Source organism: Paenibacillus sp. UMB7766-LJ446 (assembly GCF_030226665.1).
Taxonomy (GTDB): Bacteria; Bacillota; Bacilli; order Paenibacillales; family Paenibacillaceae; genus Paenibacillus; species Paenibacillus vandeheii.
On sequence record NZ_JASOYM010000017.1, the window covers coordinates 1 to 14,830 of the forward strand.

14 protein-coding genes and 2 pseudogenes are annotated in these 14,830 nt (G+C 48.5%); 9 read left to right on the forward strand and 7 right to left on the reverse strand.

Translation table 11 applies throughout. From position 1 onward, the window contains the following. The 3 genes and pseudogenes from QP794_RS29295 to QP794_RS29305 all read left to right on the forward strand — a co-directional run. Window positions 1–328, forward strand: a pseudogene (locus tag QP794_RS29295) (phosphoribosylglycinamide synthetase); the annotation flags it as partial. A 316-nt stretch (window positions 329–644) separates the two neighbouring features. Continuing rightward, complete coding sequence (locus QP794_RS29300; protein WP_285080222.1) at window positions 645–1,616, forward strand: M15 family metallopeptidase; 972 nt, start codon at window positions 645–647, stop codon at window positions 1,614–1,616. 215 nt (window positions 1,617–1,831) lie between these two features. Continuing rightward, on the forward strand, window positions 1,832–2,248 hold the full coding sequence (locus tag QP794_RS29305; RefSeq protein ID WP_285080223.1) for a RidA family protein: 417 nt from the start codon (window positions 1,832–1,834) through the stop codon (window positions 2,246–2,248). 207 nt (window positions 2,249–2,455) lie between these two features. Here the strand turns inward: QP794_RS29305 and QP794_RS29310 are convergent, their stop codons facing one another. Beyond that, entirely contained in the window at window positions 2,456–3,517 is a 1,062-nt protein-coding gene (locus QP794_RS29310) for a copper amine oxidase N-terminal domain-containing protein (RefSeq protein ID WP_285080224.1), read from the reverse strand. 224 nt (window positions 3,518–3,741) lie between these two features. On the opposite strand from QP794_RS29310, the gene QP794_RS29315 reads away from it, so the two are divergent. Together QP794_RS29315 and QP794_RS29320 are read left to right on the forward strand one after the other, a co-directional pair. Then, window positions 3,742–4,302, forward strand: coding sequence for a GNAT family N-acetyltransferase (locus QP794_RS29315; RefSeq protein WP_350338903.1), 561 nt, complete (start codon window positions 3,742–3,744; stop codon window positions 4,300–4,302). A 37-nt stretch (window positions 4,303–4,339) separates the two neighbouring features. Beyond that, window positions 4,340–5,410, forward strand: a complete 1,071-nt coding sequence (locus tag QP794_RS29320) for a Gfo/Idh/MocA family protein (protein WP_285080225.1) — start codon at window positions 4,340–4,342, stop codon at window positions 5,408–5,410. A gap of 150 nt (window positions 5,411–5,560) precedes the next feature. On the opposite strand, the gene QP794_RS29325 is transcribed toward QP794_RS29320, so the two are convergent. Then, complete coding sequence (locus QP794_RS29325) at window positions 5,561–5,794, reverse strand: hypothetical protein (RefSeq protein ID WP_064642526.1); 234 nt, start codon at window positions 5,792–5,794, stop codon at window positions 5,561–5,563. A 93-nt stretch (window positions 5,795–5,887) separates the two neighbouring features. On the opposite strand from QP794_RS29325, the gene QP794_RS29330 reads away from it, so the two are divergent. Beyond that, window positions 5,888–6,610, forward strand: coding sequence for a TASOR family protein (locus QP794_RS29330; RefSeq protein WP_205524946.1), 723 nt, complete (start codon window positions 5,888–5,890; stop codon window positions 6,608–6,610). Between the two features lie 97 nt (window positions 6,611–6,707). On the opposite strand, the pseudogene QP794_RS33395 reads toward QP794_RS29330, so the two are convergent. The 4 genes and pseudogenes from QP794_RS33395 to QP794_RS29345 form a co-directional block, all read right to left on the reverse strand. Then, window positions 6,708–6,910: pseudogene (locus QP794_RS33395) on the reverse strand (transposase); the annotation flags it as partial. 50 nt (window positions 6,911–6,960) lie between these two features. Then, window positions 6,961–8,001, reverse strand: coding sequence for a zinc-binding alcohol dehydrogenase family protein (locus tag QP794_RS29335; protein WP_350338904.1), 1,041 nt, complete (start codon window positions 7,999–8,001; stop codon window positions 6,961–6,963). A 206-nt stretch (window positions 8,002–8,207) separates the two neighbouring features. Beyond that, complete coding sequence (locus tag QP794_RS29340; protein WP_285080230.1) at window positions 8,208–8,576, reverse strand: hypothetical protein; 369 nt, start codon at window positions 8,574–8,576, stop codon at window positions 8,208–8,210. A gap of 85 nt (window positions 8,577–8,661) precedes the next feature. Beyond that, complete coding sequence (locus QP794_RS29345; protein ID WP_285080370.1) at window positions 8,662–11,238, reverse strand: UvrD-helicase domain-containing protein; 2,577 nt, start codon at window positions 11,236–11,238, stop codon at window positions 8,662–8,664. Window positions 11,239–11,668: 430 nt separating this feature from the next. Between QP794_RS29345 and QP794_RS29350 the strand changes: the two genes are divergently transcribed. Together QP794_RS29350 and QP794_RS29355 are read left to right on the forward strand one after the other, a co-directional pair. After that, on the forward strand, window positions 11,669–12,460 hold the full coding sequence (locus tag QP794_RS29350) for a zinc ribbon domain-containing protein (RefSeq protein WP_285080231.1): 792 nt from the start codon (window positions 11,669–11,671) through the stop codon (window positions 12,458–12,460). A 69-nt stretch (window positions 12,461–12,529) separates the two neighbouring features. Then, window positions 12,530–13,336, forward strand: coding sequence for a TrmB family transcriptional regulator (locus QP794_RS29355; RefSeq protein WP_285080232.1), 807 nt, complete (start codon window positions 12,530–12,532; stop codon window positions 13,334–13,336). Between the two features lie 230 nt (window positions 13,337–13,566). Here QP794_RS29355 and QP794_RS29360 read toward each other — a convergent pair whose 3' ends face one another. Then, window positions 13,567–14,265, reverse strand: a complete 699-nt coding sequence (locus tag QP794_RS29360) for an NUDIX hydrolase (RefSeq protein WP_285080233.1) — start codon at window positions 14,263–14,265, stop codon at window positions 13,567–13,569. Between the two features lie 79 nt (window positions 14,266–14,344). Here QP794_RS29360 and QP794_RS29365 point away from each other — a divergent pair, with 79 nt between their 5' ends. Continuing rightward, entirely contained in the window at window positions 14,345–14,647 is a 303-nt protein-coding gene (locus QP794_RS29365) for a hypothetical protein (protein WP_024632143.1), read from the forward strand. Window positions 14,648–14,830 lie beyond the last annotated feature (183 nt).

A 14,830-nucleotide genomic window follows, 5' to 3' on the forward strand; every position in this document is an offset into this window, starting at 1 on the left:
GGAACTTGCCCATGATCCCAGCGGCCCCGGCCGCGCAGCCGAAACGGCCGGCCGCCCGCAAGCGCGGGGCGGCGAAGGCGGCGCAGCCGTCGGCGAATGGATCGCCGAGGCGGCCGCGGACGGCGCCATGCACCAGCCGGGGCCTGGCTTCGGCGCCGTGAAGGTGCGGCTGGCGCAGCCGGGCAAGCCCCCGGCGACGCCGGAGCTGGCGGCGCTGCTGCCAGGCGTGCCTGCCGCCGCAGGGCTGGCATTGATCCGCGAGCGCGTAGCTGCGCGGATGTGGGAGGCTGTCCAAAAGAAGAAGAAGGACAGCCCGGCAACCAAATGATGCACCACTCGGAGCGGGGGGGATCTTAGATCATCCCCCGCTTGTTTGTGATGTGCATCAGCACAAGTCTTTTATCTGAAATGATTATACCCAGTTCCAATTCATCTTTTGTGTAGAACCTTGAGATACGGCTCTAAAAGTCCAAAAAACGACCGTACAAGCTGTACACCCGGCATATCTTTAGGGTGACCCCCTCTCAAGGGGGTCTTTACCGGTGGAGCTTCGCTGCAATTTAAGGTATACTGTCGCAGGGGAAGACAAGCCCACAGGCATGAATGCAGCAATCATTATTACAATATGCGATAGGAGTTTTTACATGAAATTACGTACAGGAAGACAGCGCCACGTTGCGGTCATGCTGTCCTCACTTATGATATGCGGAGCTTTGCTGTCCGCGTGCCAGGACGGTTCGGGCTCAGAGGAGAACCAGGGTCTGAACGCGGCAGGGAGCGCACAGCAAGAGTCGGATGGTACCACGGTTCATTTGACCGAGGATACTGGCAAAGATGGCAACAACACAGGTGGGGATGACAGCTCATCTTCGGACAATAGCAGTGAAGGCACGGACAGTGGTTCCGGCAATGCTTCAACCGGAGAAGAGGGTTCTTCTGACGCAGGCAACGGAGCTACAACAGAAGATCCACTCATGGAGAAGCGCAGCATTAGTGCACTGCAAACGACGATTGATACACAAGCTGTGGTTACTAATGCACAGGCGATGACCGTCATCGTTAACAAACAGCGCAGCTTGCCTGAAGGCTACGAGCCGAGTGATCTGGTGGAGCCTAACGTACCGTTCTCCTTTGACGGACCGCATGAGAAGCGTCATTTGCGCAAGGAAGCTGCCGAGGCGCTGGAGAAGCTGTTTGCAGGTGCCAAAGCGGACGGCATTGAGCTTCGTGCGGTGTCTGGATACCGTTCGTATGAGCGTCAAGTATCGATCTACAACAACAATGTCAAAACCAAAGGTCAAGAATACACAGATCGTGTAAGCTCTGTACCAGGCCACAGTGAACATCAGACCGGGCTTGCGATTGACGTTTCCAGTCCAAGTGTGGGCAATGCGCTGGAAGAAGTGTTTGGCACATCGAAAGAAGGCCAGTGGTTGGCCGAGCATGCAGCAGAATACGGTTATATCATCCGCTATCCGAAAGGTGAGGATGATATAACAGGCTATGTGTATGAGCCATGGCATATCCGCTATGTCGGCACCGATCTGGCGCCAGATATCGTGAAAAGCGGATTGACACTTGAAGAATATTTTGACGAGGCTAATATCAAGCTGTAGGCAGATTGCTTCATATTTTGCATACAACTTACCAGTATCAAGAGTCCCTGTAAGAACGCCATTTACCGAGGTGAATGCGTTGTCTTACAGGGATTTTTTGATATGCACAGAATTAATCGGGAAAGAAACGGATTCTGCTTGTCTGGAAGAGCAGTGGGCTGATATACTTCAAAGATTAATCAAGGAAAATGACAATTAAAGCGAGGGAAAGCAGAATGAGCAGACAACAGGTTTTTACGGGTTCTCCATGGGAGCCGCTTGTGGGATATTGCCGTGCCATCCGTGTTGGTAACCGAATTGAGGTGGCTGGTACAACGGCCATGCAGGACGGTGTGGTTGTTGGAGCGGGCGATCCATATGCACAGACAAGATTTGTTTTGCAGACTATTGAGAATGCACTGAAAGAATTGGGAGCAGACATGTCTCATGTCGTGAGAACCCGGATGTTTGTAACTGATATTTCCCGTTGGGAAGAAGTGGGCAAGGCTCATGGTGAATTTTTTGGTCAGATCCAGCCTGTCGCCACGATGGTGGAGGTTAGTGCGCTCATTGATCCTTTGCTGATGGTGGAAATTGAGGCGGAAGCGATTATTGATGCAGAAGCTAAAACGGATGGCGAAATAACGAAATAGTGCTATCACAATTACATACATTTCGTGAAGAAATTTTTAGCACAGAAAGTTATACATTGATTATGTAAAATCCAGGATAGAGAAATAACCTTACCCACACCTCCATGGAAAAGGAAGTAGGGTAAGGTTATTTCTGCATGATGAACATAATGTCACTATGCTCCTGGAAGGCAGCGAACTAAGCAGTTAGCCGTTCATCCATGCTGCTTATTTTGCTTCAGGTTGCTCGGCTGGTGTTTCGATGACTACTTTCCAAGCTGTTCCGATTGGCGGCAGGCTGCGAGTCAGGACCGGGCTATAGAATCCAATGACTTTGGCTCCTTTGGTCAGTTTCTCTGCTTTGATGGTTTCCCCTTCATGGTTCACCAGTTGTGTATCCTTGCCAATGTTAAGAATCACGTGATCAGGTGCTGTCTCAGTCAGGCGTGTGCCAGAGATTTCAATTTGGGTCATGTTGTCTGCAGCCGTTTTTACATTTTCAATCGTGCCTGCTGTACCCAGAACCTCTTTCAATTGTGTTTCGGAATCCGAAGCAACGGTATCCAGCAAAGTGACCTTGTAGGTAGGTGTTTGCGGCGGTAAACTGAGGGTTGCAATCTCTGAATGCTCCGCTTCCACGTTCATACCAATGGTCAGATCAGTGAGTTTGATATCTTTGCCATCCGCGGATTTGAACGTAGTATCCTCACCGACATTAAGTACGATACCGTCTGTACCTGCACCGCCGATATGGATGGATTGATATTTGCCTTCGCTATTGATTCCTGTAATGACACCACGCTCAGTAACGGTTTTCACGTCCTCTTCAAGAGAGATGTTTACCTGGTTTCCTGTTGTTTTCACTTGACCATGCAGTACTTCTTCTGCAAAAGAAGCGGGTACGAACAGTTTGCCATCCGTGATTTCGGGTGCTGTTCCCAGTTTAAGCAGCATTTTATTGACCGAATACTGGTCTTTGCCTGTAGTGACAAGTGTCCAGAGCGTTCCTTTGGTCAATTCAGCAGATTTGTTTTCCTTGTTCCATTTCAGTTCAATGCCAAGTGCCTCCGTGAGATCGCGCAGCGCAATCATGGGTACTTGACCATCTTTGTTCCAATAACCGTCAGCCATTGGCGCACCGTTCACAGATACTTTAACGGCTTCAGCCGCTTTGCTGTCAGCGGATACGGAGGTTGAATTAACGGGTTGTGTACTGTCCAGAGTAGCTGCATATGCAGCTCCACCGCTCAGGGCCAAGGACAGGACCATCAGGGCGCTTACTTTTTTCATGTTGTTGTTCATTGTTGATTTTCATCCCTTCTAATCTTGGTTATATCGCGGTAAACTCCTAATTGGGGCCGCGCTTCATTCTTATAGACGGGACAACTTGATCAAGGGTTGCACTTGTTATGTAAGTTATGGAAGAAGTGTGTCAGTTCTAATTTGCAATATCAGTCATCTTGCAGGTTACAGGCTTCAAGATAGGGTTAAGTTTCAAGAGAGTGCTATAACCTGTGATTTACATTACGGATCGTCTTGATGTTGGTTTGAATTCAAGTGAGGTTGCTAACATTCAATACAAGGAGGAACAAGGTCAGATGAGTGATATGTTGGTGGCGCTTTACCATTTGCCAGAGCAAGAGAGTAGACTCAAAAAGTTGGAGGATTCCTCCATTGTCATCCGAAGAGCCATTGCACCAGAGAAGCAGCTTGTGCTGGATTGGGTAAGATCCCATTTTAGTCAGCCCTGGGTGGATGAATGTGATGTGGCTTTTGCACGTCAACCTGTGACTTGTTATATTGCACTTGAGCATGGGAAAATGATCGGCTTCGCTTGTTATGAGGCGACGTGTCGCAATTTCTTTGGTCCAACAGGTGTTAGTCAGGAGGCGCGGGGCAAAGGTGTAGGTACAGCTTTGCTGCTGGCCTGTATGCACGCCATGAAGGCAGATGGTTACGCTTACGCGATCATAGGATCGGCAGGACCCGTAGATTTCTATGCTCAGACACTGGGGGCCGTTAAGATCGAAAATTCAACACCAGGGATTTACAAAGGCATGCTCCGGGCAGACTAGACCATAACCATGTTCTGGAAAGGTAAGGAGGAAGAGGATGAGTACGAGTAAAATGCTGCATATCGGTATGATTGGCACAGGGTCCATCTCGGATCTTCATATGAGGTATTACGCCAAGAACGAGAATGCCGTCATTTACGCCATCTGTGACCTGAACGAACAGCGTGCAGTCGCAGCCGCAGAGAAGTATAGTGCACAATCCGTGTACACCGATTATCGGGAGATGCTGAAGGACCCGCATGTGGATGCCGTTAGCATCTGTACGTGGAATAATACCCATGCCGAATTTGCCATCGCGGCTCTGGAGGCTGGCAAACATGTGCTGCTGGAAAAACCGGTAGCAACCAATGTGGAAGATGCGCTGCGTATTGAAGAGGCTGTGAAAAAAAGCGGATGTACCTTTGTTGTGGGATTTGTACGTCGTTTTGATAACAACATGCAGATGGTGCGCAGTTTCATCGATGCCGGTGAGTTTGGTGAATTGTATTATGCCAAAGCCTCTATCCTGCGACGCTTGGGAAATCCCGGAGGTTGGTTTGCGGACAAAAACCGTTCCGGCGGTGGCCCGCTCATTGATCTTGGCGTACATATTATCGACCAATGCTGGTATCTGATGGGCAAACCGAAGCCTGTTTCGGTGAGTGGCAATACGTATCGAAAACTGGGCAATCGTGCCCATATCGAGCATCTTTCTTTTTACAAAGCCGCAGATTACAGTTCTGCTGTCAACAATGTAGAGGATATGGCGAATGCGCTAATTCGCTTCGAGAACGGGGCTTCTTTAGCGGTAGATGTGAGCTTTACCCTGCATGCACGTGGGGAAGAATCTTCAGTTAGATTATACGGCGAGCGTGGTGGGTTTGAACTGGAGCCCGAGACACTCATCGTCACCGAGAAACACAATACGATCCTGAATATCCAGCCCCAGACAGACTATAAGGGTCTCGATATTCACGGTGCCTTCCAGAATCAGATTGATCACTTTGTGGATTGTTGTCTGAATGGTACTGAGCCAATCAGTCCCATTGCGGATGGTGTGGCTTCAACCAGGATGCTGTGCGGAATCTACGAGTCAGCCGAAAAAGGTCAAGAGATTCGTCTGGACTGAAAAACTTAGATCCGTGTCTTTCGTGAAATAGTTGTTACACTTAAAATGTTCTGGTAGAAATCGATCTACCAGAACATTTTTTAAAATAGTAGCATGGACTAATTTACAATATTCATTTCTCTGCAACTGGACTGGAATTACATAGCGCGTTTAGTCATTTTTTTTACTCGAAAAACCAATAACGCAAAAGATTAATCCTAAGAATACAAAAAATGGAATGAAGAGATTGCTGAAAAATCCAGGGTATAACACTGTTAAATCAACAGAGATACCCTCTTTGCCAATACTTGTAATGTAGGTAGAGAAATAGGCAACCACACGTTCAAGAGTATATAAAAATCCTCCTAAAGATAAAAGTAATATGCCTGCAGTTCGGAAATTCATTTAAATACCTCCTTTATTTGAATTATTTTACAAATCTATATTTTTCCTTTTTTATGGATTATGTACCAAATTATAAACGAAAAGAGGGAATATATGTTGTCTATTAGGAAAAAAATTTTTATACCAGTTGTTGCAGCTTCATTATGTTTGGGTAGTTCTTTATCGTCCATAGCAATGGCCCAATCTATTGAGGATACGGTTGCTCCAGTTTCTAGTAATATTGAAAAGGTTATTGATGGAAAGAACTTTTCCATCTCACCCAATGTAGTTGGAAAAATAACCGATGAGGAATTGAAAGCTATTTCTCAGCAAGCTAATGGAACAGGCGATATCATCATTTCAAATGTTATTGAAGGTACAAATCAAATCTCTCCTTTTTCACAAAACACTGTCTCTCCAAGTGCATGGTATGATACTCACATTATTTGGGATATTACTAAACAAGTAACTCAAAGAGATACTCCCTTAGCTGCTCAACAGATAACAAGCGTTGGCCAGTCTCAAGAAAGAACTATAAATACCACATACAAGTTGAGTGCTAATGTCTCTGCTAGTGTAACGATTCCATCTAGTTTAAAAACCTCAATCGAAGCTGGGTTGGCTAGTGAAATTACCCAAAGCATAAATACTAAATATTCAGGACCGAAAGTTGGTAGCGGTATTGTTTCTTATGTTTTTTGGATAACGCCATTCGTAAATCGCGGAACATGGAATGCAACTGGAAAAGGTAATTTCTCTGGTGACATTTCTGGGCCCTATTCTGGATCGTGGCAAGAACCTAATAAATTCGTAGAATGGACACAAGCAATTAAATAATTCAGCGAATTAAGAAAGAGGCTGTCTCAAAAGTCCTTAGAAACTATCGGTGAATAATAGTTACCATGGGTACTTGCAAAAAAGCCGAAGCAGAGGTTCATCCTGCTTCGGTCCTTTTGCATTTTTCTGTCATTGGGGCTTTTTTAAGCAGATTGTAGGCAAGGCAAAGCCGATCGACCTCCAGGCTTACTTTTTGCAAGCCGCGAAGCAGGAATCTCCGGTTGTTTTGACTTGTCCAAATACACTTTCAGGCTCCGTCATGCGCCGAACCGAAAGAATGTACCCTTCCTTGCTACGCAGGGGACAGCCCCTTTGATTCATTGATCGTGATCAGACTAGACGGATGTACGTTACTTTTCAAACCCTTCCAACACGATTTTGCCAATCGCAGTACCCGATTTGCTCTTTCGGTAGGCTTCCAGCAGGTTAGCCGCATTAATTGGTTCGATCCGCTCTGCCATCGTTGTATGAATTTTTCCGGCATCCACCAGATCTGCGATTTCATTTAGAAGAAGATGTTGTTCAATCATATCATCTGTCTGGAACATCGGACGGGTGAACATCATTTCCCAAACGAGTGTTACGCTTTTTAGAAATAACTTTTGAAGTTCGGCTGGTTTTTCAAACGGCAGAATGGAACAAATCTTTCCTTGTGGCAAAATAACTTCTGCCATCTCGGCCATATGCTCATCTATATGATTAAGCACGAAAATATATTGTACCCCAGCTAGTCCGAGATCTTTAAGTTGGGGTGCAAATGGTTGATGATGATTGATCACGTGGTCTGCTCCGTTTGATTTTGTCCATGAGATCGAGTCGGGACGAGAGGCAGTTGCTATGACTCTAAGGCCAGCCAACTTGGCTAATTGAGTAGCGATCGATCCGACACCTCCCGCTGCCCCGATAATAAGTATACTGTTACCTTCGTTATCCGATGCATTCCTGGAGATGCCCAAGCGCTCATAAAAAGCTTCTCCTGCTGTAAGGCTTGTCAGAGGTAAAGCTGCCGCTTGAGCGAAATCCAGACTTTTCGGCTTTCTGCCCACAATTCGTTCATCCACTAAATGAAACTCACTGTGTCCGCCTGGGCGCGTATTGCTCCCCGCATAATATACTTCGTCACCAACGTTGAACAAATGGCAATCGGAGCCGATGTCCACGACCACGCCCGCTACGTCACGACCAGGTATGGTCAGGGATAAATCGTCCGAATGTTTGGAACTATGCGACCTCCAATCCGTCGGATTGACAGACACTGCTTTCACTTCAATAAGTAAATCCTGTCCTCTAGGTTTTGGTTTCTCCACTTTCACCTCCTGAAATGGCGGTATGTTGGCCTCTAACCCAGGCTCGTAATATCCGAACGCTTTCATCATGATTGAATTTCCCATGTCGATAGTTATCCTCCTTGCAGAAATAAGTTAATGTATATATAAATATATGCCATAATATTAAAAATGAATAGTAGTATCATTTTTGGTTTATAGTATCAATATTGATACTATTGGGACTGAATCTGTAAAAAAATAAAGACTTCCATCACTCCTGAAGCAGACAATGGGTCTGTCATCGGAGAGGAAGTCTTTGTGAAAAGAGTTCATTTATTAAGCGGTGAATTCTCATATCCCGGGTCATCATAATCCGTATCTTGCAGCCGGGGAAGTACATTCATGCTCTCAATCGCCTGTCGGCTATCCGGAGTACCATGGTCATACAGAAAGGTATACAGCAGCGTCATGCCATCCGAGAATTGCTCCGTAGCGTCGTCATGATCAGCCGATTTGTAGGGTACCGGAGCTCGCTGCAGTGTATAGGCATCTTCATCCTCCAGTACTTTCATCAAGTCTTTCAGCCGATTTAACTGTTCATCGTCGACCATGACTTCAAACGGTGATGATTCGTTCTTGGTCTGTTCAATGAGATTATGGGTTACCGATACATAGTAATGCTTTTTGCCGTCCTGCATATTCCAACCTCCATTCTAAAATGGAAAAAAGACGCTTCTACTGTTAATAAACAGCAGCAAGCGTCCTGAAACGAATGGTAATCGTTTACCTTCCGAACCGCCCAGTCACAGGAACCTTACGGGTACTGGCTTCCATCTTGCCTGAGCACAGCGGGCAAGGAGGGGGCCCAGACGCTGCCTTTTTGGATGCTTTGGACGAAGATACATCCGGTTTCTGGCGAAGCCATGCTTTGCAGGTGGAAGAACTGCACTTCCAAATCGCTACAGTCTCTGTACGTTCAGCATCTCCTGAGGTGCGCGATACCGAACTGGACGAAGACGAAGTTGCCTGACTCACACCCGTGGTGCTAAATGCCTTGTGGTTCCCAATGATACCACTCCCGCGTCGTTCACTGAGCCGATCATCGTCACGTTCATTATGAACATCGAAGTCACGACGTTCACTGTTACTGATGGTCCGTCTGTGTACCACGTTCCTACCTTCAGAACGGGCACCAGAGTGGGAGTTCTGACTATTGCCATTGCCCTTGCCGTATGACGCGTGATGGCCAGTTCGGGCTTCATCGCGGTTTTTGCGTTTGTCCGGCACCTCCATGCCGAATGCCTCCAGCAGAAAGCGGGAAACGTCCGCCGGTTTTCCGTGATGACTGGCGGGAGAAGTGACGTATAAATACTGCTTCGCCCGAGTGATTGCAACATAGGCGAGCCGTCGCTCCTCTTCCAGAGCCATGTCCAATTCTGCATCCGTTTGCTGCACCGTAAGGGCTGCCTTCTGGTCTTCCGGAATATCCTGCCGCAATGCCGTGCTGTGAGGCACGATTCCTTCGCTGGCCCCGATCCAGTAAACGCATGGGAATTCAAGTCCCTTGGCCCGATGGATCGTCATCAGTTGTACCGCATCACTGTCCTGAGCACGGCGCAGTGACTCCATCTCACGGTGTCTGCGAGAGAGCTCATCAGCGAATTGAATGAACTCTTCCACGGTTTCGAATTTTTTGGCGGCGGCTTCGAACTCGTCCAGAGTCTCCAGCATCGTTTCCTTGTAATGGGTGAAGATGCTTGGATCACCGCTCTCCATATATTTGTCGTAAAACTGGCGGCGCATCTCCTGGATGGCGATCACCGGTTTCAGTTTCGTCAGCGATTTGATCAGCTTGATACGTTCCTTGACCTGTTCCTGCTGAAACGGCTTCAGCTTGTCCCATTTGGCCAGATGAATGAGCGGATATTTCTTCGCTTGCTGCTCTTCACTGCGCTGAATCCATTCCAGACCAGCATCGCGGGACACATAGAGAGGTCCCAGCGCACTTGGAAGAGCATCTACAGCACGGGGGTTCAGCGACAAGCGCATATGATCCATTAACGGTCGAATCAGGGACTGGTCGTAGAAGACCGGGGACGCTCCATGCTGTACAAACGGCACATCCTTCAATACAAGCTGCTCAAATATAGCCCGGCTGCTGCTGGCTGTCCGATGCAGAATCGCGATATCCCGATATGTATGCAGACCTTCCTCGACTTGCTGACACAACTGGTTTACAACCCAAGCGGCTTCTTCCTCGGCATTGGAGGGGGTGGCGAACCGTGGTGCATCTCCGCGATGCCCGGCTGCGCGCAGCCGCTTGTCGCGTCTTCGTTTATTCCGGGCGACCAATTCGCTGCCCAGTCCCAGAATACGCGCATCGCTGCGGTAGTTGATATCCAGCGTCACGATGCGTGCACCGGGGTATACTTTATCGAATTCCAAAATGGATTCCTGCCGTGCCCCATTAAACGTATAGATCGTCTGGTCGTCGTCTCCCACAACCATCAGATTGCGATGGGCGGCAGCCAGTTTTTGTACAATTTCATATTGCAGACTGTTCGTATCCTGGAACTCATCGACCATAATGTACTGAAAACGCTGCTGAAGCGGCCCCAAGACAGCAGGATCACGAAGAAGTGCGGCAGCTCGCAGCAAAATATCATCAAAATCCATCTTGTTGCGATCCCGCTTCCATGCTTCATAACCAAGGAGAACACGTTTGGCGTCTCGTTCCTCCTGTGATTTTTCGGGGAGATCGCTCGTCTCAGATCCTTGCATTTTCCAGGCGGACAGCATGGCCAGCAGGCTCTCCGGCTGAAAGGCCTCACTCATGCCATTCTGGCGCAGGAGCATTTTAAGTACGGTATGCTGCGCGCGCGACTCGCCAAAAATTTCTTCCTGCACGCCGTAATGACGAAGCAGCGTCAGCGCGAACGAGTGGAATGTACGAGCCTGCACCGCTCTTGCAGCGGCTGGACGAATGCCAGGCAGCGAAGCGATGCGGTCTTTCATTTCGGTGGCAGCTTTGTTCGTGAACGTCACCAGCAGGATGCTTCCCGCGTGAACACCACTAACCTCCATCAGGTAGCCGGCTCGTGCAGCCAGTACAGTTGTTTTGCCGCAGCCAGCTCCTGCGAGAGTTAACAGGGGGCCTTTGCCGTGGCGAACCGCTGAGATTTGGGGCCCGTTTAGACGGATGCCTACCTCTTCCAGAGAGCGGAAATATGGGGCATCCCGTTCATCACTGCCCACGAGTTGTCTACTGGTCTCCAATGGAGCCGAAGGGGACTGGGGCAGGGATGCCGCCGGGGTAACCCCGAGCGGACGGGGGTAAAACGTTGAGTTCGGACTTAACATCATTCATCCACCTCTATATGCATTCAGGGATAGGACTATCCCGGCTTAAAAGTAATTCATTTGCCCTTTTCACAATGGCATTGTAAATTGGTATGATAGGGTTAACCGCCCAAGTAGGCGGATCAACAGGGCCAAAGCTTCATTATACCCGAACGTATGGTCCTGACGAAAGCCCCCGAATTCATCCAGCATCGGCAGAAAACGGGCATTCGCGCACGATTTCGCAACTTTTTGGCATGATATCGTATAAGTTATATGCTGAGCTTTTGCATAAGATCAGGAGAGTGACTTCCAATCAGCATACATATGGATCGGAATGCTCGTATCCCTCGATAGGTTGTACCGCTTGTGATTATATCGAGTTATGCAAAATGCTATACTATGGAAAATTAAAATGATATGGGTTTTGACGGGATGAGGAGGAGATGTTATGAAACTGCTACAACGAATTAAAAACGGAGCAAACAAAGCAACAGAGCGTGCCCAGCACGCCGTTGAAATCGGCAAAATAAATAATCAGATTGTGGGCTTGCAGCAGGAACAGGAAGTCCATTTTACAGATATGGGTCGTATCTTCTATGAAGGCTACCGCGCACAGGACATGACGCGTGCCGAAAAAGAGATGGTGGATCTGTCGGGGCTGTGCGACGAATTGCAGGATGAGATCGATGGCTTGCGCAACAAGATTGCACAACTCAAAAATGAGCGCTTATGCGAGTGTGGGCATGTAGCTTCACTGGATGCCAACTTCTGTCCGAAATGCGGACGCAAGTTGGGCGAATTCAAGCCCACAGCAGCGTCTGTAGGAGCGACGAGCCCTGCGAGACAGGAAGCGGCCGTGGCTCACAGCCCGGAGCGACCGAATTATGATGCGCCAACTGAAGAGGAACTGGAGGAAGCTGAGCCGTATCACACGGTGATTCCGTCCATTGCAGATCTGGAGACCGAATCCGAGTATAACAGCACAGAGTTTACCCAAGAGGAAAAGGAAGCGTTCGATGCAGAGTGGGAACGCCGTCGGGATGAAGAAATGCAGCGTGAGCGTGAGCGTCAGCAGGAGCTGGATGAGCGCATTCGGTACTGGAAAGAAAATAATCCGATCGTGAACACGGTGGACGTACAGACCGAAGTGCCACGCGAGATGGTGAATTGTCAGATTTGTGCGGCAGAGCTGCCCAAAGGTTCGAAATGGTGCCCACGCTGCGGAGCAGAACAGATCTGATGCAGTAGAAAGCGCTGCGGAATCATTGTGAGGCAGCGCTGGTTGCTTACAGCATGGGGGGACGGGAATATGGACCAACTGCTGCATCATTTGCGTCATCTGGGGTTTACCGAGATGGAATCTAAAATTATGGTGGAACTCGCTCGCCAAGGCTCGGCCTCGGGATATGAGGTCGCGAAAAGGTTGGGTGTGTCCCGTTCCAATGTATATGCCACCCTGCAACGGCTGGAACAGCGGGGGTTCCTGCGTTGCAGCGCAGGAGAGCCTGCAAAATACAGTGTCTTGAAGCCGGAGGAGATGACCAGCATGATCTCCGGCCAGATGCGTGCTTCCCTTGAATATGTGCAGACCAGTATGCCGCAGCATGAGCCTGAGAAGCCGGTCTTCTACAACATTGAAGGCGACAAAAACGTATTTGAAAATCTGAGCCGTGAACTGGCTGAGGCCAAACATGAGATTGTGGTGGACGTGTGGCGTGAGGAAGCGGAGTTGTTGCGTGCCGACTTGCAGCGTGCTGAAGACCGCGGCGTGCGACTGTTATGGTCGTGCGATGGTGGAGAGGGCATTATGGATCAGCCCGCTCCTTGGCCTGGTTTGCCTTCATACGGAACAGGTAATGGCCGGAAATTCTCTTTAGTGGTGGATCGGCGTTGGTGCATGGTAGGGATGCGCGGGGAATCCTGCGTCACTCAGGCGATGGTGACAGAGCATCCGGTCATGACCGGGCTGCTGCTGAATCATTTTGCTCAAGAATTGGTGTTGTATGAGCTGGAGCAGGATATGGGAGAGGAACTGGAGTCTCGTTACGGGCATCGATACCAAAACCTCTCAGCACGTTATTGGTCAGTGCCCTCGGAGGGAATCATGCCGGATTAAGGGTCTGGGGCTTCCGTGATTACGGCTTCAATCTAAAAAGAGCGAGCATCTTATGAACGCTTAAATACATGCTTAAAGGAAGCAGGCGCTGCCAAGAGGCAGACGCCTGTTTATGTTACTTAACGGAAGCAGTGATGTTCATCACAGCAAATGTTCCCTGTTGAGCTAATGTAGTAGGGTATGAAGTCATGCTATTTTTGAGAAAATGAAGCTAGGAACGTAACGTAATCTTATACAGGATTGGATCTGTCCTTGGGTATATTATATAACGCTTCAAGTACATCGATATAATATTCTGTACCGTGTGGAACGAACTCGGCTGCTTGAATCTCGCGAATGTGACGTGCTTGAACGGGAAGAAGAACAGAGTTACCATTTGCCTGATCCACCTGATTAGACGCCGACTGTACGGCTTGTACTCCCACTGCCTGAATCGCATGGGTTTCACCACGGAATAAGGCAATCAGTTCATCCAAAGGCACTTCATACAGGCTGTCGACTTCGCTTGCCTGCAAGGTGTAGGCTTCGAGAGGCTGGTTTAAGCACAGTCCATAGACGGAACTGAATTCCCGATCGACAAAAGGAACACCGCGAACCTGCCCTTCAAGTTGCTGTCTTGCAGTCAACAGATAGGTCAGCGTTTCAAAAGGCGCTTGCACGCCCAGTTCTTCCTCAAGCTCACGACTGGCTTCATGCAGCTGTTCGCCGGCAGTGAGATGCCCTGCTGCTGTTATGTCGTAACTTCCGGGGAAGGTATCCTTGATATCCCGTCGTCGTTGAAAAAGTACCAACCGCCGCGAACCTTCGTCGCGCACGATCCAGCAGTGAAATGAACGGTGCCAGAATCCTTTGGCATGCACTACGCTGCGAAGCTCTGTACCTATCCAATTTTGCTGATCGTCGTAAATATCGAAACGTTCTGGGGTCATGATACGTATCTCCTTATATAGCAAGTTTTAAAGTTCAAAATTTCACAAAGTATGTTTTAAACGAAAGGGGAACCATCTTATGGAATGCATTGTACACTTTCAAGTCATTTATCCGCAACCTCAGGAACGCAAAAGTCTTAGAGGTCTTATATTTGTTGGACAGGGACAAGAACCGGCAACCAATCAGTTAACGACCATGTTTAAGGATATGGGATTTCATGTACGTTTGGAAGATGAGGCACAGCTGCTGTTCAAACCTACGGATGCTTCGGCAAACTTTGAATATATTCGAGTGACAGAGCTTGATACCGGGGAAGAGGTTTATAAGGAAGATAAGGACTTGAAGTCGATTTTGGAGCATTTGCTGCCGCGTCGATTCTAGTTAGTATCATGGTGTGAGTGTGAGTGAAAGTGTGGTAAACAAGGCTGCTTGCGCCTGGCTCGTAAAATAAAATAAAGGAAAGGCCCCACCTTTACGGTGAGACCTTTCATGTGGGAGCTGTTTTGACTCCACCCGCCATCGTGCGGGTTTTCCAAACACACGGATGAAGGAAGAATAACGGAC